Origin of the sequence: Cobetia sp. 2AS (assembly GCF_029846355.1) — a bacterium.
GTDB classification, from domain to species: domain Bacteria; phylum Pseudomonadota; class Gammaproteobacteria; order Pseudomonadales; family Halomonadaceae; genus Cobetia; species Cobetia amphilecti.
This window is the reverse complement of sequence record NZ_JARWKQ010000008.1, coordinates 29759-52126: the sequence shown is the minus strand read 5'-3', so window position 1 is coordinate 52126 and position 22368 is coordinate 29759. Positions and strand designations below refer to the sequence as shown.

General features: G+C 64.4%; 20 protein-coding genes and 1 tRNA gene. 14 read left to right on the top strand and 7 right to left on the bottom strand.

All coding sequences use genetic code 11. The annotated features are described in order from the left end of the window. Positions 1-18: 18 nt before the first annotated feature. Positions 19-1218: an FAD-dependent oxidoreductase gene (locus QD356_RS16600; protein ID WP_192839453.1), complete on the bottom strand. Its 1200-nt coding sequence runs from the start codon at positions 1216-1218 to the stop codon at positions 19-21. 163 nt (positions 1219-1381) lie between these two features. Here QD356_RS16600 and QD356_RS16595 point away from each other — a divergent pair, with 163 nt between their 5' ends. Then, entirely contained in the window at positions 1382-2317 is a 936-nt protein-coding gene (locus QD356_RS16595; RefSeq protein WP_054556918.1) for a TIGR01777 family oxidoreductase, read from the top strand. A gap of 20 nt (positions 2318-2337) precedes the next feature. Here the strand turns inward: QD356_RS16595 and QD356_RS16590 are convergent, their stop codons facing one another. The 3 genes from QD356_RS16590 to QD356_RS16580 form a co-directional block, all read right to left on the bottom strand. Further along, the gene (locus QD356_RS16590) at positions 2338-3099 is read right to left on the bottom strand and encodes an RluA family pseudouridine synthase (RefSeq protein ID WP_192839452.1); all 762 of its coding nucleotides are present in this window, start codon (positions 3097-3099) and stop codon (positions 2338-2340) included. A gap of 245 nt (positions 3100-3344) precedes the next feature. Next, a complete protein-coding gene (gene rapA / locus QD356_RS16585) occupies positions 3345-6287 on the bottom strand; it encodes an RNA polymerase-associated protein RapA (RefSeq protein WP_107335838.1) in 2943 nt (980 codons plus the stop codon). 138 nt (positions 6288-6425) lie between these two features. Next, positions 6426-7283, bottom strand: a complete 858-nt coding sequence (locus QD356_RS16580; protein WP_192839451.1) for a TlpA disulfide reductase family protein — start codon at positions 7281-7283, stop codon at positions 6426-6428. A 199-nt stretch (positions 7284-7482) separates the two neighbouring features. Here QD356_RS16580 and QD356_RS16575 point away from each other — a divergent pair, with 199 nt between their 5' ends. Next, positions 7483-7743, top strand: a complete 261-nt coding sequence (locus QD356_RS16575; protein ID WP_043335981.1) for a hypothetical protein — start codon at positions 7483-7485, stop codon at positions 7741-7743. Between the two features lie 35 nt (positions 7744-7778). Here QD356_RS16575 and QD356_RS16570 read toward each other — a convergent pair whose 3' ends face one another. From QD356_RS16570 to ispB, 3 genes are all read right to left on the bottom strand, one after another. Continuing rightward, the gene (locus tag QD356_RS16570) at positions 7779-8009 is read right to left on the bottom strand and encodes a hypothetical protein (protein WP_054556922.1); all 231 of its coding nucleotides are present in this window, start codon (positions 8007-8009) and stop codon (positions 7779-7781) included. A 136-nt stretch (positions 8010-8145) separates the two neighbouring features. Further along, positions 8146-8222: transfer RNA gene (locus QD356_RS16565), tRNA-Pro, on the bottom strand. Between the two features lie 242 nt (positions 8223-8464). Continuing rightward, the gene (gene ispB, locus QD356_RS16560; protein WP_131432825.1) at positions 8465-9454 is read right to left on the bottom strand and encodes an octaprenyl diphosphate synthase; all 990 of its coding nucleotides are present in this window, start codon (positions 9452-9454) and stop codon (positions 8465-8467) included. A gap of 283 nt (positions 9455-9737) precedes the next feature. Here ispB and rplU point away from each other — a divergent pair, with 283 nt between their 5' ends. The 12 genes from rplU to QD356_RS16500 all read left to right on the top strand — a co-directional run bounded on the left by rplU (position 9738) and on the right by QD356_RS16500 (position 22338). Next, positions 9738-10049, top strand: a complete 312-nt coding sequence (rplU, locus tag QD356_RS16555; RefSeq protein ID WP_043335971.1) for a 50S ribosomal protein L21 — start codon at positions 9738-9740, stop codon at positions 10047-10049. A gap of 33 nt (positions 10050-10082) precedes the next feature. After that, positions 10083-10340, top strand: a complete 258-nt coding sequence (rpmA, locus tag QD356_RS16550) for a 50S ribosomal protein L27 (RefSeq protein ID WP_043335969.1) — start codon at positions 10083-10085, stop codon at positions 10338-10340. Positions 10341-10465: 125 nt separating this feature from the next. Then, positions 10466-11662 (top strand): Obg family GTPase CgtA, encoded by a 1197-nt coding sequence (gene cgtA, locus QD356_RS16545; RefSeq protein ID WP_043335967.1) that lies wholly within the window; start codon positions 10466-10468, stop codon positions 11660-11662. A gap of 203 nt (positions 11663-11865) precedes the next feature. Next, positions 11866-13047, top strand: a complete 1182-nt coding sequence (gene proB / locus QD356_RS16540) for a glutamate 5-kinase (protein WP_107335842.1) — start codon at positions 11866-11868, stop codon at positions 13045-13047. Positions 13048-13336: 289 nt separating this feature from the next. Continuing rightward, complete coding sequence (gene rpsT, locus QD356_RS16535) at positions 13337-13603, top strand: 30S ribosomal protein S20 (RefSeq protein ID WP_043335965.1); 267 nt, start codon at positions 13337-13339, stop codon at positions 13601-13603. 279 nt (positions 13604-13882) lie between these two features. After that, positions 13883-15379, top strand: a complete 1497-nt coding sequence (murJ, locus tag QD356_RS16530) for a murein biosynthesis integral membrane protein MurJ (RefSeq protein WP_234368289.1) — start codon at positions 13883-13885, stop codon at positions 15377-15379. Positions 15380-15513: 134 nt separating this feature from the next. After that, positions 15514-16647, top strand: coding sequence for a bifunctional riboflavin kinase/FAD synthetase (gene ribF / locus QD356_RS16525; RefSeq protein WP_153636667.1), 1134 nt, complete (start codon positions 15514-15516; stop codon positions 16645-16647). Positions 16648-16658: 11 nt separating this feature from the next. Beyond that, positions 16659-19490 (top strand): isoleucine--tRNA ligase, encoded by a 2832-nt coding sequence (ileS, locus tag QD356_RS16520; protein WP_192839449.1) that lies wholly within the window; start codon positions 16659-16661, stop codon positions 19488-19490. A 118-nt stretch (positions 19491-19608) separates the two neighbouring features. After that, a complete protein-coding gene (lspA, locus tag QD356_RS16515) occupies positions 19609-20136 on the top strand; it encodes a signal peptidase II (protein ID WP_054556926.1) in 528 nt (175 codons plus the stop codon). A gap of 20 nt (positions 20137-20156) precedes the next feature. Then, a complete protein-coding gene (fkpB, locus tag QD356_RS16510) occupies positions 20157-20600 on the top strand; it encodes an FKBP-type peptidyl-prolyl cis-trans isomerase (RefSeq protein WP_043335961.1) in 444 nt (147 codons plus the stop codon). Between the two features lie 59 nt (positions 20601-20659). Then, a complete protein-coding gene (gene ispH, locus QD356_RS16505) occupies positions 20660-21628 on the top strand; it encodes a 4-hydroxy-3-methylbut-2-enyl diphosphate reductase (protein ID WP_054556927.1) in 969 nt (322 codons plus the stop codon). A 221-nt stretch (positions 21629-21849) separates the two neighbouring features. Beyond that, positions 21850-22338 carry a type IV pilin protein gene (locus QD356_RS16500; RefSeq protein ID WP_107335846.1) on the top strand — a complete coding sequence of 163 codons (489 nt, stop codon included), beginning with the start codon at positions 21850-21852 and terminating at the stop codon, positions 22336-22338. Positions 22339-22368: the final 30 nt, after the last annotated feature.

The window sequence follows — 22368 nt, the reverse complement described above, 5'->3', positions numbered from 1 at the left end:
AGGGGTCGCGGCAGCGTATCAGCTGTCGGCGAAGGTGTTGAGCAGCTGTTCGGCTACCTCGTGTCCTGACAGCCAGGCGTCCTCGACGCGCGGGCCACGCAGGGCGTCTCCGGCCAGCCATAGCCCGGATGACCCTTGGTCATCGCCCTTCTGGTCATAGACATTGTGGACATGGACATTGTGGACATGGCCATTGTGGCCGGTTGCCGCTGAGGTCTGCGGCAGCGTCTGGGTCGGGTGAGCGTAGCGCCAGCGATGCGCCGCAAGGGTGACCTTGCCCTGGCTCCAGCCCGGCGCCAGCTCGCGGAGCTCCGGCAGTGCCTCGAAGGCCTGCCACAGCAAGGTCGCGACCTCCTGTGGCGACTTCTCCAGATTCGCCCGACTCCAGCCGGCGGTCGCCAGCAGGCTCAGGGTCTCCTTGGCATGTGACGGTGGCTGGCGGCCGGGACGCGAATGCTGGCGCATCACGCAGCGCAGCGGGCCATCATCACCGCGACTGACCAGCAACCCTTGCCAGTCAGCGTCGCCCCCCAGCGCGGGTAGCGGCGTCTCCAGAGTGGCCATCAGTGTCCAGGTCGGTGCCATCTCCACCTGCGCCAGCGCCTCACTCAGGGCCGGGGCCAGCGAGCCCTCGGCGAGCGCCGCCCCCTGGGCGTCGGTGCCGTCCGTGCTCAGCAGGGCGCGTGCCTGCGGTGCCGGTGCGCTGATCACCACGTGATCGAAGGGGCCGTGCTGATCACCGTCGCTGTCCTCGAGCCGCCAGCGCTTGCCTGGCGCCGTGCCTTCGTTCGCGATCAGGCGCGTGATGCGCGTTGCGCTGTGCAGACTGGCGTGGGCCGGCAGCTGTTCACTGAGGTGGCGGCTCAGGGCGCTCATGCGCGGACTGGCTACGTAGCGGGTGGAATCATCGCGCAGCCGCTGCCATTGGCTCTCGTCAGACGCCGACTTGCCGAGGCTCAACAGCCTCTCACCCCAAGTTGCGACGACGCCTGCGGCCCGCCACTGCTCGAGCGCGGACTGGAAGCGTGGATCACGCGCCGTGAAGTATTGCGCGCCGATGTCGATGGGGCCTTCGCTCGTGCGGCGACTGGCCAGACGTCCGCCGGGGCCGCGTGCCTTCTCGAAAATCGTCACCGCATGGCCCTGCGCGGCCAGTCGGGTGGCGGCTGACAATCCGGCGATACCGGCACCGATGATGGCGATGGACGATACTGGCATCTGGAGGCGACTCCTGCGCGGGCGGTGTTCAGGGGGGACGGGTCGTCATGTGACCCGACAGCAGATACGCTAAAGTTAACTTCTTGCGCATAATTGTACAATATAAGTATAGATTTATGGCGGAAGTCGGCACACTCGATGCTTCATCGCCGAGGAGGGCAACATGCGAATATTGATAACAGGTGCAACGGGGTTCGTCGGCCAGGCGCTGTGTCAGTCACTGGCCGCGGCGGGCCACTCGCTGGCGGTCGTATCGCGCCGCCCGGAGCGTGCTGAGCGCCAGTTTGCCGACCTGGGGCTGACGGTGGTCGCGGCGGATTCGTCGCTGGCCTTCAAGGATTGGCAGCCTGAGGGCATCGTCAATCTGGCGGGGGAGTCGATAGCCGGGCGGCGTTGGAGCGAGGATCACAAGCGTGAGCTGCGCCGTTCGCGGCTGGAGACCACCGAGCATCTGGTGATGCTGTGTCAGCAGCTGGCCGCCGAAGGCCATCCACCGCAGGTGATGGTGTCCGGTTCGGCGATGGGCTATTACGGCGCACAGCCCAAGGCGGGCGAGCCGGACGATGTCGAGATCGACGAGCAGGCGACGCCCCACGACGATTTCAATCATCGCCTGTGTCGCGACTGGGAAGCGGCCGCCATGCCCGTCACCGAATACGGCGTGCGGCTGGCCATCATCCGCACTGGCCTGGTGATGGAGGCCGATGGCGGCACACTGGCCAAGCTGCTGACGCCCTTCAAGCTCGGGCTCGGGGGGCGGCTGGGTGATGGGCGCCATTACATGCCGTGGATTCACCGCCACGACATGATTCGCATCATCGAGCGTCTGCTGGCGGATGACAGTCTCAGCGGTGCCTTCAATGCCAGCGCGCCGCATCCGGTTACCAACATGGGCTTCACCCACGCTCTGGCCCGCGGTCTGGGGCGTCCGGCAATTCTGCCGCTGCCGGCCAAGGCGCTTGAGCTGGGGTTGGGGGAGATGAGTACTCTACTGCTGGAAGGCGCCCGCATGGTGCCGGCGCGTCTGCTGGCTGCCGGTTTCACCTTCGATTACCCGACCCTCGACGTGGCCTTCGCCGATATCCTGTCACGCAAGTGAGCCTTGGCAGCAAGGCGACGCTAGAAGGGCAGCGGCGCTTCCAGCACCAGTGGCGGTGCCTCGCTGTCGCTGGCTGGCGGAATCACCAGACGCGCCGCATGCAGCAACAGGCGCGGGCTGGCATTGAGTGCCGCTCCGCGCGCATAGAAGCCATCACCGATGATCGGATGGCCGAGCGCCAGCATATGCAGGCGTAGCTGGTGTGAGCGCCCGGTATGCGGCGTCAGCGCTACACGACAGGCGGCGAGGGTCTGAGGCGTACCATTCGGGCGCTGGCCCTCGAGCGTCAGATGCTGCTCGACCCGATAATGCGTCAGGGCCGACTTGCCATGCGTGAAGTCGACGATCTGACGCGGGCGGCGTGGCCAGTCACAGCGCAGCGGCAGGGCGATGCTGCCCTCGGCGGGCGTGAGATGACCTGCCACCACGGCCAGGTAGCGTTTCTCGATGGTGCGCGACTGGAAGAGCCGTGACAGCCGCCGCTGGCCCTCGACGTTGCGCGCCACCAGCAGCACCCCGGAGGTCGCCACATCCAGACGGTGCACGGCGCGGGTATCGTCGCTCAGCTGACACAGGCGCGAATGGACACTGTCGAAGCGCGAAGGGTCACGCCCCGGCACCGAGGGCAGCTCGGCCGGCTTGTCGATGGCCCACCAGTCATCGCCCGCCGCCAGCAGCGACAGCCCCACCTTCGCGACACGCTCGCCTTCCTCGGCCAGGCGCTCTCCCTGCCAGCTCAGCCCTGACGCTGCCTCGTCGCTCTCTGGATATGATCTCGCCATGAGGGTGCTCTGTAGTAATGAAACGATAGGATGAAACGATAGGATGAAACGATAGGGGTGAAGCGGAAGTGATGAAGCGTACGTGATGGGCCGCGATTCGCGACGTGCAAGCGATGGCATCGTCGCGGCCGCTGGTCGATCTGGCAAGTCCAGCGGGCCATTGTCGCTGGCGCACATGGCAAAACGCCCCACCTGCCGATGGCAGGTGGGGCGTTTCAGGTTCATCACTGACGCCTGCGGTCAGCTCAACGCTCGTGGGCATCCACGGTGACGATGACGCGCACGCTGTCCAGGCGCAGACGGGTGGTCTCGATGGCGCCATCCAGCGCGGCACGCTCCTGACGCAGCGCTTCGAGCTCTTCCTCGCGCACGGCCGGGTTGTGGCTGGCCAGGGCTTCCAGGCGCGCCAGTTCGGCACTGAGCTGCTCGCGCATCTGCTGCTGGGCCTGCTCGACGATGGTCGGCAGTTCGCGTTCGGCTTCCTGCTCGGCATCGCTCATCAGCTTGCGCAGCGTGGCGTGGCTCTGCTTGATCAGGTCGCGCGCGACCGCCTTCTTGACCGGCTTGAGGTTCTTGGCCAGTCCGCCGAAGGACACCTTGTCGGACAGGTTGCTGCCGGTTTCATCCAACAGGACACGGATGGCGGTCGGCGGCAGGAAGCGGCCCAGACGCAGGCCGCGCGGCGCGGTGGACTGGGTGCGGAACACCACTTCCGTCATCAGGCGGCCACCGGGAATCGCCGGGTGCTTGAGCAGCGCCAGCGCGGTGTTGCCCATCGAGCCGTCCAGGATGCGGACCAGCATCTCGCGTACCAGCGGGTGCTCCCACGACAGGTGCTGCACGTCTTCGCGTGACAGCGCGGTGGCGCGGTCACTGGTGACGCTGAAGCCTTCCTCGCCCTTCACCAGCCCCGGCAGGCCATCGAGCATGTGCGGGCCCGGTGCCAGATAGGTGATGCCGTCGCCGAGGTCCCGGCTCTCGATGCCGAAGATGTCGAAGGCGCGCTCCAGATAGCCGGGCAGCGCCTTGTCATTGTCCAGCGTCTCGATGGCGGCGATGACTTCCTCGGCGCGCTCGTGACGGCAGGCATTGAGTTCCAGCAGGCGGTTGCGGCCGGACTGACGCTCTTCCTGCAGGGCGTCGAAGCGCTCGCGGGTCTGCTCGATGATGCTGTCGATCTCTTCGCTGTCGAGCAGGGCTTCTTCCAGCTCGTCGCCGAACTGGGCGTAGAGCTCGCTGCCGATGCCGTGCGGCGCGCTGAAGGCGTCCATGCCGTCACGGTACCAGCGCAGCAGCTGGGCGCCCGGCGAGCCTTCGAAGACCGGCACGTGGATCTCGATCGGGAACTGTTGACCGATGCGATCCAGGCGCCCGATGCGCTGTTCGAGCTGGTCCGGGTGTACCGGCAGGTCGAACATCACCAGGTGGTGACAGAACTGGAAGTTGCGACCTTCCGAGCCGATTTCCGAGCACACCAGCAGCTGCACGCCTTCCTCTTCGGAGGCGAAGGCCGCGGCGGCGCGGTCGCGCTCGACCAGGCTCATGCCCTCATGGAAGACCGGCGCATGCACGCCGCCCAGCACGCGCAGGCCTTCGGACAGCTCACGCGCGGTATCGGCGGTATGACAGATCACCAGTGCCTTCTCGTTGCCGAGGTCGGTCAGGGTTTCCAGCAGCCACATGACGCGCGGGTCGATCTGCCACCAGGGTTCCGCGTTCATGCGGTCATCGGGCAGGGCGCGATACATCTCGTCGAGGAACAGCACCACCTCGGGGTGGTTCATGCCGGTCTCGATCAGCAGGTCATCGAGATAGTCCTCGTCACGCTCCAGCTTGCGCACCACGCGACGGTAGGAGGAGGGCAGCTCCAGCTCGTGGACGTGCAGGCGACGCTCGGGGAAGCCAGCGACATGGGTACGTGAGTTGCGGAACATCACGCGGCCGGTGCCGTGGCGATCGAGCAGCTGGTCGCGCAGCTGGCGACGCGCGCTGTCGCGCTGGGCATCGTCGGCATCGCTGTCCATCAGGGTGTCGAGCAGGGCGCGGCTGTCGCTGTCATCCAGCACGCTGGCGAGGCTGTCGAGACCGGACTGATCGGCGGGCAGCGCTTCCAGGGCGTCGATGGCGCTGGCGACGGCCACATAGCCCTGTTCCTCGGCCTTGAAGCGCTCGATGTCGTGATAGCGCTCCGGGTCGAGCAGGCGCAGGCGCGCGAAGTGGCTCTCGAGCCCCATCTGCTCCGGCGTGGCGGTCAGCAGCAGCACACCGGCGGTCTGGCGAGCGAGGGATTCGACACAGGCGTAGCCCGGACCGACCTTGTCTTCGCTCCAGTCGAGGTGGTGGGCCTCATCGACGATCAGCATGTCCCAGTCGCAGGCGGCAGCCTGGACCTGACGCGACGGGTTGGCGAACAGCCAGTCCTGGCTGGCCAGAATGATCTGGTTGCCTTCGAAGGGATTGCGCGTGCCGTAGGCCTTGCACTGTTCCTCGTCGAGCAGCGAGACATCCAGCGCGAAGCGGCGCAGCATCTCGACCAGCCACTGGTGGGTCAGGCTGGCGGGCACCAGGATCAGCGCACGGCTGGCGCGGCCGCTGAGCAGCAGGCGGTGCAGGATCAGGCCGGCTTCGATGGTCTTGCCGAGGCCGACTTCATCGGCCAGCAGTACGCGCGGCGCGTGACGGCGCGAGACTTCATCGGCGATGTAGAGCTGGTGCGGCACCAGATCGACCTTGGGGCCGGACAGGCCCAGCGCCGGGCTCTGCTCGACACGATGGAAGTGGCGCAGGGTGCGGTAGCGCAGGTCGAACCAGTCATTGCGGTCGACCTGGCCGGTCAGCAGGCGGTCACGCGCCTGATTGAACTGCATCTTGTCGTTCAGGCGGGCTTCGGGAAGCTCGATGAGCTCGCCGGCATGCTCGCCGCTGCGCTCACAGATGTAGACGATCTGGCCGCGCACTTCCTTGAAGTCATCGACGATCAGCCATTCGCCATCGTCGGACTGGATGCGGTCGCCATTGCCGAAGGCCACCCGGGTAAGGGGCGCTTCGCGCAGACTGTAGGTGCGGGTTTCTTCGCTGGCGGCAAAGAGCACGGTGACGGTACGGAAGTCGACATTGAGGATGGTGCCAAGGCCGAGATCAGCCTCGCCGTCACTGATCCAGCGCTGACCGGGAATGAAGTCGCTCATGAAGCCTCGGGGTAGGACAAAGACGGGAATCGGGAATACAGGGGCGCGGTATCTTACCGGATCAGACGCCGTGGCTTAAGCGCCTTTTCTTGCGGCGAGCGTCTTTGTCGCACCGAGCGAGGCCAGCGGCGTGTCGCTCTATGGCCGCGACGCCGGTAGCAGGGCGTCCAGTTGGGCGCGGCTCAGCTCGCCGATATGACGCTCGATCAGTTGTCCGTCGCCATCGAAGACGAGGGTCGCGGGCAGCCCCTGCGCCTCGGCCAGCGCCATCAGTTGCATGGCGGGGTCGAGCAGCGCGTACTCGAGCGTCAGCTGTTCGCTTTTCAGAAAGCGGGTCACCGCCAGTGCCTGCTCGCCCTGATTGGCGAGTACCACGGTGACGCCGGGTCTCTGATCGGCCTCTGCCAGCAGTGGCATCTCGCGCCGGCAGGGCGGGCACCAGGTGGCCCACAGATTGACGATCACGCGCTCGTCCTGGATGTCATTCAGTGCCACGGGGCGGCGATCCAGATGATTGAGGGTGATGGCAGGCATCGCCTCGATGGCGGAGTCGTTGCCCAGCGGGTCGAGTTGCTTGAGGCCGAGGAAGGCGGTCAGGCCCAGGGTCAGACTGCCCAGCGCGATGATCTGGCGAATCGCGCCATGCCGGCGCAACAGCCACAGGCTGGCCAGGGTCGCGGCCAGCATGCCGCCGAGCAGGTGGTAGCCCGGTTGCCACAGCTTGAGGATATCCAGTGGTGCCTGCTGATAACTTGCCCAGTGCAGCGCGACATGAGTGAGGCGCGCACCGATCACCCAGCTGACCAGCATGCGATTGAACCAGCGCGAGGGGCTCAGCGGGGGAGAATCGTGAGCGGGCGCGGTCGTGCCCCTGGCGTGCATGCGTGCCAGCAGACGAATCAGCAGCGAGAACTCGATCAGCATCACCAGGGCTGCCACGAAGGCATAGAGGCGTTCGACGGAAATCAGGGCAGGGCCCAGGGCGATGGCGTCCATGCGGTTATCCTCTGGCGGTGTCCGGGGGAGCGTTCAGGGCAGCAATACCTGTCGGCCACTGTATGTGGCAAGTGCTTGGCAAACGCTCGGCAGGCGCTGCAGTCGCGAGGCTCGAGTATGCGATAATCGACGGACTTCGACATCCACGCCTCGCGCACTGATCAATGCTCTGCCGCGAGGACGCTGCAAGGATATCCCCATGCTGTCACATCATTATGACCGTAGCCGTGCGATCGCCGTTGCCAGTCAGGCCAGCGGCCTGATCGCCATCGTCGCGCTTGAGACCTGGCTTGGCGATGCCGCCCGCCCTTGGCAGGGGCTGGTATTCGCCCTGATGCTGGCCTTCGGTCTCGGCCTTGCCCTGCGCAGTTACTACCTCAAGCAAAAGGCCCGCCGCGACCGTGAACGTGCTGGTCGCGAGCGGGCCCGCAAGGCGAGTGACAGCTGGATGTCCGACTGACTCGCCGCTCGATATGGTTCAGTGCGCGCCATGAATCAGTAACTCTGCAGGCGGTAGCCGTCGCGCTCCATGCAGTATTTCAGCAGTGTCTGCTTCTCGTTGGCGGACTTGTCGGTCAGGCCAAGCTCGTACTGGCAGCCCGCATAGGTATTGTGGGCTTGTGTGCTGTTGGCGCCGGGCTTTTCCCATTGCGCACGTGGGCTGGCGCAGGCGGAGAGCAGTGAGGTCAGCAGCAGGGACAGCAAGGCAAGACGCAGTGTGTGCATGGGGCACCCTGAGGGATGTAGCGCGTTGGGGAGTGCGTCGCAGACGCGAGCAAGCAGAAGTAGGCTTGTGAGGCAGGAAAAACCTTCCGGCATCAAAAAAGCCGCTGATCAGTGATCAGCGGCTTTTTCATATATCTGGTCGGAGTAGCAGGATTCGAACCTACGACCTCTGCCTCCCGAAGGCAGCGCTCTACCAAGCTGAGCTATACTCCGATGCGTCGTGAGCTTGTCTCGACGGAGGTGAATTATACGCAGGCAGCTTTGCTTTGCAAGCCCTTGAGGTCAAAAAGTTTTATCTGAGTCTCAAGGGGCAATTCCGCTGTCGAGAAGCGCGCTTCTCTTCACCTCGTCCTGCCGGCGCTTCTCGCCACGTTGGCGGCGGTTTTCTGCTGTCATGATGGACTGACTGACCCACTGGCTGACGACCTGCCAGGCAGGCCATCGTCATGCGGATATCAGGCCTGGCGGCCGACGCTCAACAGCGCGATGCGCTCGAGGCTGTCGCGGAATTCGCTCTCCGGCAGTGCCTTGAGCTCGCTCAGGGCGTTGTCGGCCATTTCCTGGGCGCGGCTGCGGGTATAGTCGAGGCCGCCCGTGAGGCGCACCACTTCCAGTACCTCGTCGAGCTGCTCCAGCCCACCTTTCTCGATGGCGCCGCGCACCAGACTGGCCTGGGCCGGGCTTCCGACCTGCATGGCGCGAATCAACGGCAGGGTCGGCTTGCCTTCGGCCAGGTCATCACCGACGTTCTTGCCCATTGTCTCGGCATCGCCCTGATAGTCGAGCAGATCATCGATCAGCTGGAAGGCGAGGCCCAGGTAGCGGCCATAGTTCTGCAGCGCGCTGACCTGTGCCGGGGTGACGGTGTCGTCGGTTTCCCTGGCCAGAATCGCGCCAGCATGTGCGGCCGCCTCGAACAGCATGGCGGTCTTGCCATGGATGGTCTCGAAGTAGGCGGCTTCATCAATGTCGGCATTGCCGATGTTGGTCAGCTGCAGAACTTCGCCCTCGGCGATGGTGCAGGTGGCGGCGGAGAGAATCGCCATCACGTCCATCGAGCCGACTTCGACCATCATCTGGAAGGAGCGCGAATAGAGGAAGTCACCGACCAGCACCGAAGGCGCATTGCCCCAGGTGTCATTGGCGGTGGAGCGGCCACGCCGCAGGCTGGATTCATCCACGACATCATCGTGCAGCAGGGTCGAGGTGTGCATGAATTCGATCAGCGCGGCCAGATGGACGTGTTTCTCGCCTTGATAGCCCAGCGCGCGGGCTGCCAGCAGCACCAGCACCGGGCGCAGGCGTTTGCCACCACTCTGGATGATGTACTGACCGATGGTCTGGACCAGCGGCACGCGCGACTCGAGCTGCGCGAGGATGGTGCGGTCGACGGCGGCGAAGTCATCTGCCACTGCCGCGTGAAGGGTCGATGCGTCGGCTTGCATGAGATCGTCGTGCCCGTAGCGAGAGGTGAGGCCGCCGTGGCGTGCCGTTTGGCGGTAATGCTATGGGGCACCCCTATGGCCGTCAAGGCGTGCACCCGCGCAAGGACGCTGGCTGGCGGCCGATTGGTCGCGTAAACCTTGACATTGCTTGTCGGTCGCGGCACGTGGCGCTATAATACGCGGCCGTGACTCATCCCGCTCCCTGTCAGATGGCTCCAGAAGGGGCGCCACTCGCAGCAGGCCACCCAAGAGCACACCCTTGATGAGTCCGATGGAGAGAATCATGTACGCAGTTATCAAGAGCGGTGGCAAGCAGTACCGCGTTCAGGAAGGCCAGACCCTGAAGCTCGAGAAGCTTGAAGTCGCGACTGGCGAAGCTATCCAGTTTGACGAAGTCCTGATGGTCGCTGAAGGCGACGACATCAAGGTCGGCGCTCCGCTGGTTGAAGGTGCCAAGGTTTCTGCCGAGGTCGTGTCTCACGGCCGTGGCGACAAGGTCACCATCATCAAGTTCCGTCGCCGGAAGCACTCCATGCGTCGTGCGGGCCACCGTCAGTGGTTCACCGAAGTCAAGATCACTGGTATCTCTGCTTAATTGCAGCGCTACCCACCATAGGAGAATTATCCAATGGCACATAAGAAGGCGGCGGGCTCTACCCGCAACGGTCGCGATTCTGAATCCAAGCGCCTTGGTGTGAAGCTGTTCGGTGGCCAAGCGGCTATCGCCGGCAACATCATCGTGCGTCAGCGCGGCACCCGTTTCCACGCTGGTACTGGCGTCGGCATCGGCAAGGACCACACTCTCTTCGCGCTGGCCGACGGCCACGTGAAGTTCGAGACCAAGGGTCCGAAGAACCGCAAGTTCGTCAGCATCGTTTCTGCCTGAAACGTCTGATAGCTTACGCAGACTGCTCGATGCCCCGGTGTCGCATGGCAGTCTGCAAGGAAGCCCCGCTCAGGCGGGGCTTTTTTGTCGCATGACGGCCCGGGTCGTCGTCAGGAGAGAGCAGCATGCAGTTCCTTGATGAAGCGTCGATCATTGTAGAGGCCGGACGTGGCGGCAATGGTTGCCTGAGTTTTCGCCGTGAAAAATACGTGCCGCGCGGTGGTCCCGATGGGGGCGACGGCGGGCACGGCGGCAGTGTGTACCTGATCGGGGATGACTCCCTCAATACCCTGATCGACTTCAAGTTCCAGCGCTACTATCAGGCGGAGAGCGGCGATGCCGGTCAAGGCCGCCAGATGGCAGGCAAGGCGGGCGAGGACCTGATCGTCAAGGTGCCGGTCGGCACCACAGTGATCGACGAGGAAACCCTCGAGATCATCGGTGACGTGACGGAAATCGGTCAGCTGTTGCTGGTCGCGCAGGGCGGACGTCGTGGTCTGGGTAACATCCACTTCAAGTCCTCGACCAACCGCGCGCCGCGCCAGACCTCCAAGGGGACCTGGGGTGAGCGTCGCAACCTGCGCTTCGAGATGAAGGTGATGGCAGATGTCGGTCTGCTCGGCATGCCGAATGCCGGCAAGTCGACGCTGATCCGCGCCGTCTCCGCCGCCAAGCCCAAGGTCGCCAACTACCCGTTCACCACCCTGGTGCCGAACCTCGGTGTCGTGAAGATCGGTAGCCACCAGCACTTCGTGATGGCTGATATCCCCGGTCTGATCGAAGGCGCTGCTGACGGCGCTGGCCTGGGCCTGCGCTTCCTCAAGCACCTGACGCGTACGCGCCTGTTGCTGCACGTGGTGGATATTGCGCCCTTTGACGAGAGCGACCCGGCCTATGCGGTCGAGGCGATCCTCAAGGAGCTCAAGAACTTCTCCGCGGCACTGACGGAGCTGCCGCGCTGGCTGGTGATCAACAAGATCGACCTGCTGCCCGAGGACGATCGCGACGCGATGGTCAAGGACCTCGTCGAGCGCCTGGGCTGGGAGGGCGAGCTGTTCGTCGTCTCCGCGGCCAGCGGTATCGGCACTCAGGAGCTGGTGCAGGCCGCTCACCGCTGGCTGGGCGAGCAACGCCTGCAGCTGGCGGAAGATCCGGAAGCTGCCGAGGCACATGCCGCCCTGCTGGCGCGCATGGAGAACGAGTCGCTGGAGCGCGCTGAAGAGCGCCTGACACGTCGCAAGCGCAAGAAGGATGACGAAGAAGAGGACGATGACGACTTCAATGACGACGATTACGACGTCGAAGTCGAATACGCGCCCTGAGGTCTCAGTTCGTCCGGTGGCTGTCCTGCGCGGCAGCCACCGAGTGACGAGCGACCCGCTTCGCGATTCACGCCCCGCCCCGAGCCTCATGGTCTCGCGGCGGGGCGTTTTCGTTGTCGGGGCCGGCGAGGAGTGATGACAGCGGGCTGGCGGGAGCAGACAATGGCAAGCAGGGAGGCAGAGCCTGCCGGGCGAGGGATTACATGACAGGAGAGAGCGCGGTGTCGGAGCAGAAGGTGGCGGAAGTGGCGGAACTGGGCAGTCAATCGGGGCGCGAGGCCTTGGCCAATGCACGACGCGTGGTGGTCAAGATCGGCAGTGCGCTGCTGACCGATGACGGTCGCGGGCTGGATGATGCCGGTATCGGCCGTTGGGTCGATCAGATCGCGGCGCTGCACGCGCGGGGTGTCGAGGTGATCGTGGTGTCCTCCGGGGCGATCGCGGTCGGCATGTCGCGGCTGGGCTGGTCGGCTCGCCCCAGCGGCGTACATGAACTGCAGGCGGCAGCGGCGGTCGGGCAGAACGGCCTGACCCAGTGCTATGAAGAGCATTTCCATCGTCATGGCCTGACCACGGCGCAGATTCTGCTGACTCACGATGACCTCTCCAACCGCAAGCGCTACCTGAATGCACGCTCGGCGCTGCGCACCCTGGTCGACCTGCGGGTGGTGCCGGTGATCAACGAGAACGACACCGTGGTCACCGACGAGATCCGCTTCGGCGACAACGACACCCTCGGCGCGCTGGTCGCCAACCTGCTCGAGGCCGATGCGCTGTTGCTGCTCACCGATCAGGAAGGCCTCTATGATGCCGATCCGCGTCATGACCCGGCGGCCAGCCTGATCGAGGAAGCCCAGGCCGATGACCCGATACTGGTCAAGGTGGCCGGCGGTGGCGGCGTGCTCGGGCGTGGCGGCATGGCGACCAAGGTGCGCGCGGCGCGTCTGGCGGCGCGCAGTGGCGCATTGACCGTGATCGCCTCTGGTCGTCAGCCCGAGGTCATCACCCGGCTGGCTTCCGGTGAGCGATTCGGCACGCTCCTCTTGCCGGAGCATGCGCCGATCGCGGCGCGCAAGCGCTGGATCGCGGGGCAGCTGCAGGTGCGCGGCACCCTGACGCTGGATGCCGGCGCCGTCAATGTGTTGACCACGCGTGGCTCCAGCCTGTTGCCGGTGGGCGTCAGGAAGATCGAGGGCGCCTTCAAGCGCGGTGATCTGGTGCAGTGCGTCGATGAATCCGGCCAGCGCATCGCCAAGGGGCTGGTGAATTACAGCGCCGAAGATGCCGGACGGATTCTCGGCCTGCCCAGTCATCAGATCGAGGCGACGCTGGGCTATATCGAGGCGCCGGAACTGATCCACCGCGACAACCTCATCGTGCTGTAGCACCCATGAGGCCTGCTTCCTGGCTCTGTGCCTGGGGCCGGCGCAGGCAAGCTCAGACTGGCGATATGCGCTCGGGTCATGCTAGACTCTGCCGTCCTGTCGGGTGCTGGTCCGCCCCGATGGCGAAGGTTTGACGGGGCTTCCACGTCAAGTCGCTGATTTCTCGAAAGTCTTCACATCAGTGTCGAAAGGCGAGAGATGATCGGACTCGCTGTCGCGGTGCGACAACGTCTTCCAAATTCAAGTTCATGAGTACGCGCCTACGGGTGGACTCATAAGGAGCATCAAAGTGGCAAATTCCAAGCAAGCACGTAAGCGCGCTCGTCAGGCTGAAGTTCGTCGTCAGCACAACTCCGCACAGCGTTCCGCCGTGCGTACCAGCATCAAGAACGTGCTGAAGACCGTCAAGACTGGCGATCACGCTGCTTCCATGGCCGCTTTCAATGTCGCGCAGAAGGTCCTCGACCGTTACGCCGACAAGGACATTCTGTCCAAGAAGAAGGCCGCTCGTCTGAAGAGCCGTCTGAACACTCGCGTCAAGGCACTGGCTGTCTAAGACGTGTGAGTGTGAAAAAACCGGCTTCGGCCGGTTTTTTTGTGTCTGTCTGTCGAGTGGATGACATCGGTGTCAGGTCAGGGAAGCGAGAGGGGTGTCAGGGTGAGCAAGCCGCAGGATGAGTCGCCCGCAGGCGAAAAGGAAGTCAGGGGAGAAGACGGCAAGGCCGAGGCCGCCGCGCAGTCCGCTTCACAGGCGAGTGCCCAGGGCGAGACCCGCTCGGGCGACAGCCTGCCGGTGCGGGGTGGTCTGTTGCGCTCCGGGTTGATCGTCAGCGTGATGACGATGCTGTCGCGCGTGCTGGGTCTGGCGCGCGATGTGACCATCGCATCCCTGCTGGGCGCCGGCAGTGGGGCGGACGCTTTCTTCGTCGCCTTCAAGATCCCCAACTTCATGCGCCGCCTGTTTGCCGAGGGTGCCTTCAACCAGGCCTTCATTCCGGTGCTGTCGGAGTATGCGACTCGCCGGACGCGGGAAGAGGTCCGCGAGTTGTTGGACGCCGTCAGCGGCAGTCTTGGCGTCATACTCGCGTTGATCACCGCGCTGGCGATGCTGTGTGCGCCCTGGCTGGTGTGGGTCTTCGCGCCCGGGTTCGGTGACGATGCCGGCAAGCTGGCGCTGACCGGCGACATGCTGCGCCTGACCTTCCCGTATCTGCTGCTGATCTCGCTGACCGCCTTCGCAGGCAGCGTGCTCAATACCTGGAATCGCTTTGCGGTGCCGGCCATCACGCCGGTGCTGCTCAACCTGAGCCTGATCGGTGCGGCACTGTTGCTGGCCCCGCGCTTCGAAACACCCGCCATGGCGCTGGCCTGGGGGGTGCTGATCGCAGGTGGCGTGCAGTTGCTGTTCCAGGTGCCGTTCCTGCTGCGGCTTGGCCTGATGCCGAAGCCATGGCCGAATTTCGCCCATGAAGGCGTGCGCCGCATCCTCAAGTTGATGACCCCGGCGCTGTTCGGTGTCTCGGTCTCGCAGATCAATCTGCTGCTGGATACCGTGCTGGCCTCGTTTCTGGTCACCGGCAGCGTGTCGTGGCTCTATTACTCCGACCGCTTGGTCGAGTTGCCGCTGGGCATCATCGGCATCGCCATCGGGACGGTGATCCTGCCGGCACTCTCCAAGCGCCACGCCGAGCAATCACTGGAGCACTTCCAGAAGATGCTCGACTGGGCGCTGCGCTCGGTACTGTTGATCGGTGTGCCGGCGGCATTGGCACTCGGCGTGCTGGCCGAACCTCTGCTGATCACGCTGTTCCACTACGGCGCGATGACCGACAACGATGTGGTGATGTCGGCCCAGAGCCTGCGTGCCTACAGCTTCGGTCTGCTGGCCTTCATGCTGATCAAGGTGCTGGCGCCGGGCTTCTATGCGCGTCAGGACACGAAAACGCCGGTCAAGATCGGTATCATCGCGATGGTCGCCAACATGGCCTTCAACCTGGCGCTGATCGTGCCGCTGGCGCACGCTGGGCTCGCGCTGGCCACGGCGCTGTCGGCTTTCCTCAATGCGGGTCTGCTGGCACGCGGCCTGTATCGTGACGGCGTGCTGCGCTTCCAGCCCGGCTGGGGACGCTATTCGCTGACCCTGATCGGCGGTTGCGCCTTGATGGGCGGCGGCCTGATGTGGCTGTCGCCGGACTGGACCACCTGGCTTGGTTGGGGCCTGTGGGAGCGCTGTGCGATGATGGGAGCGCTGGTCGTCGGCGGTGTACTGGCCTATGCGGTGTGGTTGGGGCTGTGCGGTGTCCGCCCGCGCCATTTCCGCATGCAGAGCTGAGTCTGCTGCCCGGGTGCCACGCAGGTTGGTGCCCCCGGTTCCAGCTGTTTTCTCCCTGGCGGGGCAACGGTGGCTGTCAGCGCCGTGCCCCTTCGCTATAATCGACCACTTTCGGCGGCTTGTGTGATGCACGCATGGACTTGATCAGAGGACTCCACAATCTCGCCCGCCTGCGCAAGCAGGATGGCAGTCGCGGCTGTGTGGCCACCATCGGCAATTTCGATGGCGTGCATCTCGGCCACCAGGCGATTCTGGAGCAACTTCGCGAGCGCGCGGCGGCCTATGGTCTGCCCGCCACGGTGGTGGTGTTCGAGCCGCAGCCGCGTGAGTTCTTCGCGGGTGACAAGGCGCCGCCGCGGCTGACGCGTCTGGCGGACAAGGTGCGTCTGCTGGGCAGCCATGGCGCCGAGCGCGTACTGTGTCTGCCCTTCAATGAGACGCTGCGCTCGCTGTCGGCACGCGAGTTCATCGAGCAGGTGCTGATCGATGGGCTCGGCGTGCGTCATCTGGTGGTCGGTGACGACTTCCGCTTCGGCTGCGATCGCGCCGGAGACTTCGCGCTGCTGGAACGCATCGGCGCCGCCGAAGGCTTTGCGGTGGAGCATACCCGCACCTTCGAGATCGCCGGTGAGCGTGTTTCCAGCACCCGCGTGCGTGAGGTGCTGGCCGCAGGCGACATGGCGCTGGCCGCCCGGCTGCTGGGGCGTGCCCACCACTGGCAGGGACGCGTGGTCGCGGACCGCCAGCTGGGCCGCACGCTGGGCGTGCCGACCGCCAACCTGCCGTTGCCGAATGCGCCGCTGGCGGTCTCCGGCGTCTACGCGGTAATGGCGCACCTTGCCGACGGCCGCGACTGTCCGGCGGTGGCCAACATCGGCTGGCGCCCGACGGTCGGCACGCCGCGACCGGTGCTCGAGGTCCATCTGCTGGACTTCGCGGAAGACCTCTACGGCCAGCCGATGCGCGTCAGCTTCTGCGCCTTCCTGCGCGGTGAACAGCGCTTCGATGGCCTGGAAGCCCTCAAGGCCGCCATCTACGCCGACATCGCCCTGGCGAAGCGCTTCTTCGCGCTGGCCGCGGGCGAGACGCCTGCCGGTGATGAGCAGGCGTTGCTCGATTGCATGACCTCGATGGCTGACCTGCCGCTGGCCAGCCGTCCGCTGAGCGCACTGATGACGGATGCGCCGACGGCACCCTTACACGGCACTGCTGAGGTGTCTGATTCCACAGCTCGGGAAGCCCAGGCTTCCCGCCCCCACGACGGCTGACCCGAAAGGCTATGAGCGACTACAAGCACACTTTGAATCTGCCCGATACCGACTTCCCGATGCGCGGCAATCTCCCCAAGCGTGAGCCGGACCAACTGGCACGCTGGAACGAGATTGACCTCTATGCGCGTCTGCGTGAAGCAGGCAAGGGCCGTCCGAGCTTCGTGCTCCACGACGGCCCTCCCTATGCCAACGGCAATATTCACATCGGTCATGCCGTCAACAAGATTCTCAAGGACATCATCGTCAAGTCCAAGACGATGGCGGGTTTCGACGCGCCTTACGTGCCGGGTTGGGACTGTCATGGTCTGCCCATCGAGCACAAGGTCGAGACGACCCACGGCAAGCATCTCGAGTCCGAGAAGGCGCGTCATCTCTGCCGTGAATATGCCGGCGTGCAGGTGGAAGGTCAGAAGCACGAGTTCATCCGTCTCGGCATCGTCGGTGACTGGGGCAACCCGTATCGCTCCATGGACTTCGCCAATGAAGCCGGTGAGATCCGTGCGCTGGCCGAGATGGTCAAAGGCGGTTATGTCTTCAAGGGCCTGAAGCCGGTCAACTGGTGCTTCGACTGCGGCTCTGCACTGGCGGAAGCGGAAGTCGAGTACGCCGACAAGACCTCTGATGCCATCGACGTCGCCTTCGCGGCAGACGATAGCGCGGCGCTGGCCAAGGCCTTCGGCCTCGAGTCACTGAGCAAGCCGGCGGCGATCGTGATCTGGACCACCACCCCGTGGACCATCCCGGCCAACCAGGCGCTCAACGTTCACCCGGACTTCGTCTACTCGCTGGTCGACACCGGCGAGCGCCTGCTGGTGCTGGCCGAGGAACTGGTCGAGGACAGCCTGGCGCGCTTCGGCCTGAGCGGCGAGACGCTGGCGACCGTCAATGGTGCGGCGCTGGAGCTGATCAACTTCCGTCACCCGATCTACGATCGTCTGTCGCCGGTCTATCTGGCCGACTACGTCGAGACTGGCGCCGGTACCGGTATCGTCCACTCCGCGCCGGCCTACGGCGAGGATGACTTCCATACCTGCCGTCGTTACGGCATGAGCTTCGACGAGATCGAAAGCCCGGTGCAGGGCAACGGCGTCTACGTGCCGGACCTGCCGGAATTCGGTGGCCAGTTCATCTGGAAGGCCAACCCGAACATCGTCGCGCGTCTGGAAGAGCTCGGTGCGCTGATGGCGCACGAGAAGATTTCCCACAGCTACATGCACTGCTGGCGCCACAAGACGCCGGTCATCTATCGCGCGACGGCCCAGTGGTTCGTCGGCATGGACATTGCCGGCACCGACGGCGTGACTCTGCGTGACAAGGCGCTGTCCGCCATCGAGGACACCGCCTTCATCCCGGCCTGGGGTCAGGCGCGTCTGAAGAGCATGATCGCCAACCGTCCGGACTGGTGCATCTCGCGTCAGCGCAACTGGGGCGTGCCGATTCCGCTGTTCCTGCATCGCGCGACGGGGGAACTGCACCCCGACAGCGTGGCGCTGATGGAAACGGTCGCCGATCGCGTTGCCGAGCACGGCATCGATGCCTGGTGGTCACTCGACAGCCAGGAGCTGCTGGGCGATGAGGCCGAGAACTACGAGAAGGTCACCGACACGCTGGACGTGTGGTTCGACTCCGGGACGACCCACTGGCATGTGCTGCGTGGCTCGCATCCGCATGGTCACGAGCAAGGCCCGCGTGCCGACCTGTACCTGGAAGGCTCCGACCAGCACCGTGGTTGGTTCCACTCGTCACTGCTGACCGGCTGTGCCATTGACGGCCACGCGCCCTACAAGGCGCTGCTGACTCACGGCTTCACCGTGGATGCGCAGGGTCGCAAGATGTCCAAGTCCGTCGGCAACGTGGTCGCGCCGCAGCAGGTGATGGACAAGCTGGGCGCCGACATCCTGCGCCTGTGGGTGTCCTCCAATGACTACTCCGGCGAGATGGCCGTCTCGGACGAGATCCTCAAGCGGACCGCCGATGCCTATCGTCGTATTCGCAACACCTCGCGCTTCCTGCTGTCCAATCTGAACGGCTTCGAGCCCGAGCGTGATGCGCTGGCCTTTGACGACATGCTGGCGCTGGATCAGTGGGTGGTCGATCGTGCCGCCCAGCTGCAGGCACGTGTCGAGCTGGCCTACGAGGAATACCGCTTCCTCGACATCTATCAGCAGGTGCTGACCTTCTGCTCGCGTGAGCTGGGCGGCTTCTATCTGGATGTCATCAAGGACCGCCAGTACACCACGCAGCCGAACTCGCGTGCGCGTCGTAGCTGCCAGACGGCGCTGTATCACGTGATCGAGGCACTGGCACGCTGGATGGCGCCGATCCTCTCCTTCACCGGTGAAGAGATCTACGCCAACATCCCGGGCCCGCGCAAGGACACCATCTTCCTCGAGACGGCCTACACCGGCCTGACCACCCTGGCGGATGATGCGGCCATGGGGCGTGAGTTCTGGGAGCAGGTGCTGCACGTCAAGCAGGCGGTCAACAAGACGCTGGAAGGCGCGCGCAACGCCGGTCTGGTCAAGAATGGCCTGGCGGCGGAAGTCACTCTCTACGTCAACGACGAGCTCAACGCGCTGCTGGCAAGTCTCGGCGACGAGCTGCGCTTCGTGATGCTGACCAGCGGCGTGACCCTGGCGCCTCTCGAGGCGGCCGGTGAGGCAGAAGAGACCGAAGTGTCCGGCCTCAAGGTGGCGGTCAAGGTCAGCGAGAATGACAAGTGCGAGCGTTGCTGGCACCACCGTCCGGAAGTCGGCACCCTGCCGGAACATCCGACGCTGTGCAGCCGCTGCGTGACCAACCTGCCGGATGGCGAAGGCGAGACGCGTCACTTCGCTTGATCGCTGATGCGACCGCGGCATCGTTCAGCCTCCGCTGAGCGCTGATATCGAACGCCGGGCTCTGGCCCGGCGTTCGTGTCTTGCCGGTCGCAGACTCATTTCACGACAGGAAGGTAACATGACGTCTTCTTCACAAGGCCCCGCGACGGATACCCCCTCGGCCGGCAGTGAGCCGATGCGCTCGCCGCTGCGCTGGTTGTGGCTGTCGCTGGTGATCGTGGTGCTGGACCTGGCCACCAAGTGGCTGGCCAGCAGTTCGCTGGTCTATGGTCAGGCCAACGAAGTGCTGCCGATCTTCAATCTGACGCTGCTCCACAACACCGGCGCGGCGTTCAGTTTTCTGGCTGGCCATGATGGCTGGCAGCGCTGGTTGTTTGCGGGCATCGCGGTGGTGGCAGCCATCGGCCTGAGCATCTGGCTTGCGCGCCTCAAGCGTCACGAGACCTTCACCGCGCTGGGCATCGCGCTGGTGCTGGGGGGCGCGCTTGGCAATCTCTATGATCGTGTCGTGCATGGCTACGTGGTGGACTTCCTGTCCTTCCACTGGGGCAATGCCTTCTTCCCGGCCTTCAACGTGGCGGACGTCGCCATCAGCCTGGGAGCCGTGGCACTGATTCTTGAATCTTTCCGTGGCCGCTCCGAATGAGCGCCACAAGCGAGGTCAGCATGAGCGAGCACCGTATCGCCGATAACATGGAGGTCAGCCTCCATTTCCGTCTGCGTCTGGAAGACGGCACCGAGGTGGACTCCACCTTCGACAAGACACCGGCCACCTTCCAGGTGGGTGACGGCAATCTGCCGCCGGGCTTCGAGCGTTCGATCATGGGCATGGCGGCGGGCGAGACCGGCAGCTTCACGATCACGCCGGAGCATGCCTTCGGTCAGCACAATCCGCAGAACGTCCAGACCGTGGCGCGCAAGAGCTTCGATGAAGAGATCGAGGTCGGCATGGTGATGTCCTTCGCCGAGCCGTCGGGTTCGGAGCTGCCGGGCATCATCCGCGAGATTGATGAGCGTGACGTCAAGGTCGACTTCAATCACCCGCTGGCCGGGCGTACCCTGACCTTCGAGGTCGAGGTACTGTCAGTCGCCCCCGCGACCACGCACTGAGTCTTCTTTCCAGAGGTGCGCTCCCCGTGAGCGCACCTCGCCATCAAGCGGAGCCTGTCATGCAGATCAAGCTGGCCAACCCGCGCGGTTTCTGCGCCGGAGTGGATCGCGCCATCGATATCGTCAACGGGGCGCTCGACGTGTTCGGGCCGCCGATCTACGTGCGTCACGAGGTGGTGCACAACCGTTTCGTGGTCGACTCCCTCAAGGAGCGCGGCGCCATCTTCGTCGAGGAACTGCACGAAGTGCCGGATGACGTCATCGTCATCTTCTCGGCGCACGGTGTCTCGCGTGCCGTGCAGGAAGAGGCCGAGCGTCGCAACCTCAAGGTCTTCGATGCCACCTGTCCGCTGGTGACCAAGGTGCACATGGAAGTCCTGCGCTATGCGCGCAAGGGCCAGGATTGTGTGCTGATCGGTCATGAGGGCCACCCGGAAGTCGAGGGCACCATGGGCCGCTATGACACTTCCCAGGGTGGCACCATCCATCTGGTGGAAGACGAGTCCGATGTGGCGCGTCTGGAGGTCAAGGACCCGGAGCAGCTGGCCTTCGTCACCCAGACCACGCTCTCGATGGATGACACGGCGCGGGTGATCGACGCGCTGCGCGAACGCTTCCCGGCGATTCAGGGCCCGCGCAAGGATGACATCTGCTACGCGACCCAGAATCGTCAGGACGCCGTGCGCATGCTGGCGGAAGCCTGCGATGTGGTGCTGGTGGTCGGCAGCCCCAACAGCTCCAACTCCAATCGCCTGCGCGAACTGGCCGAGCGTATGCAGACCCCGGCCTGGTTGATCGACGATGCGCAGCAGATCGAGGCCAGCTGGCTCGAGGGTATCGGCAGCATCGGTATCACCGCCGGGGCCAGTGCCCCCGAAGTGCTGGTGCAGGGCGTGATCGATCGTCTGATGGCGCTGGGAGCCTCGGCGCCCGAGGAGCTCGAGGGCCAGGAGGAAAACATCGTCTTCTCGATGCCCAAGGAGCTCAAGGAGCGCTTGATCGCCTCGGATCAGATCCGCGAGCTGTAACGCCTTGTAAGTTTCTGCCAGTGAAGAAGCCGCGACCCTGTCGCGGCTTTTTTGTGCGCGCCATTCGCATTTTGCCATCTAATTCAGCAGCTTCTTGTATAAGCAACGGCATTCTTGAGCACGATCGTTGATCAATCTAGTGCGTATTGAAAAAAAATGTAATGCGCAGTTACCAAAATGATACATAATAGAGGTATGGTTCGTACTCTGGAGAATTCCCCATGCCACGACTGTTCTCGGTCACCGGTGTCAGCAGTGCAGGTGCACGCCGCAAGCCGAGACCGGGGCGCGGGGCAGCTGGCAGGCGTCGGGCCAAGGGCTTCACCCTGATCGAGATGATGATGGTGGTCGCGATCATCGGCATTCTGGCGGCGGTCGCCATTCCCTCCTATCTCGGTTATGTGGAGCGCAGCTGGCGCTCGCATGCTCAGCAGGCACTGGGGCAGCAGGCCAGACAGCTGCATGGCTTCTACTACCAGAATTTTTCCGAGGCGCCCGTGGGGGATGATGACCAGCCGACGGATGGCGTCAGCCGTATAGAGGACGGCGGTGGCAATCTTCGCTACCTGATCACGTATCGCAGTCTGTCTGCCTCGGCCTTCGTTCTGCAGGCGACGCCTCAAGGGGCACAACTCAATGATGACTGCGGCGTGCTGTGGATGGACCAGGACATGAATACCGGTGCCGAAGGAGGAGGTCGGTGCTGGTGATGGTGGGCCCCCAGAAGACAGACTCGAGTC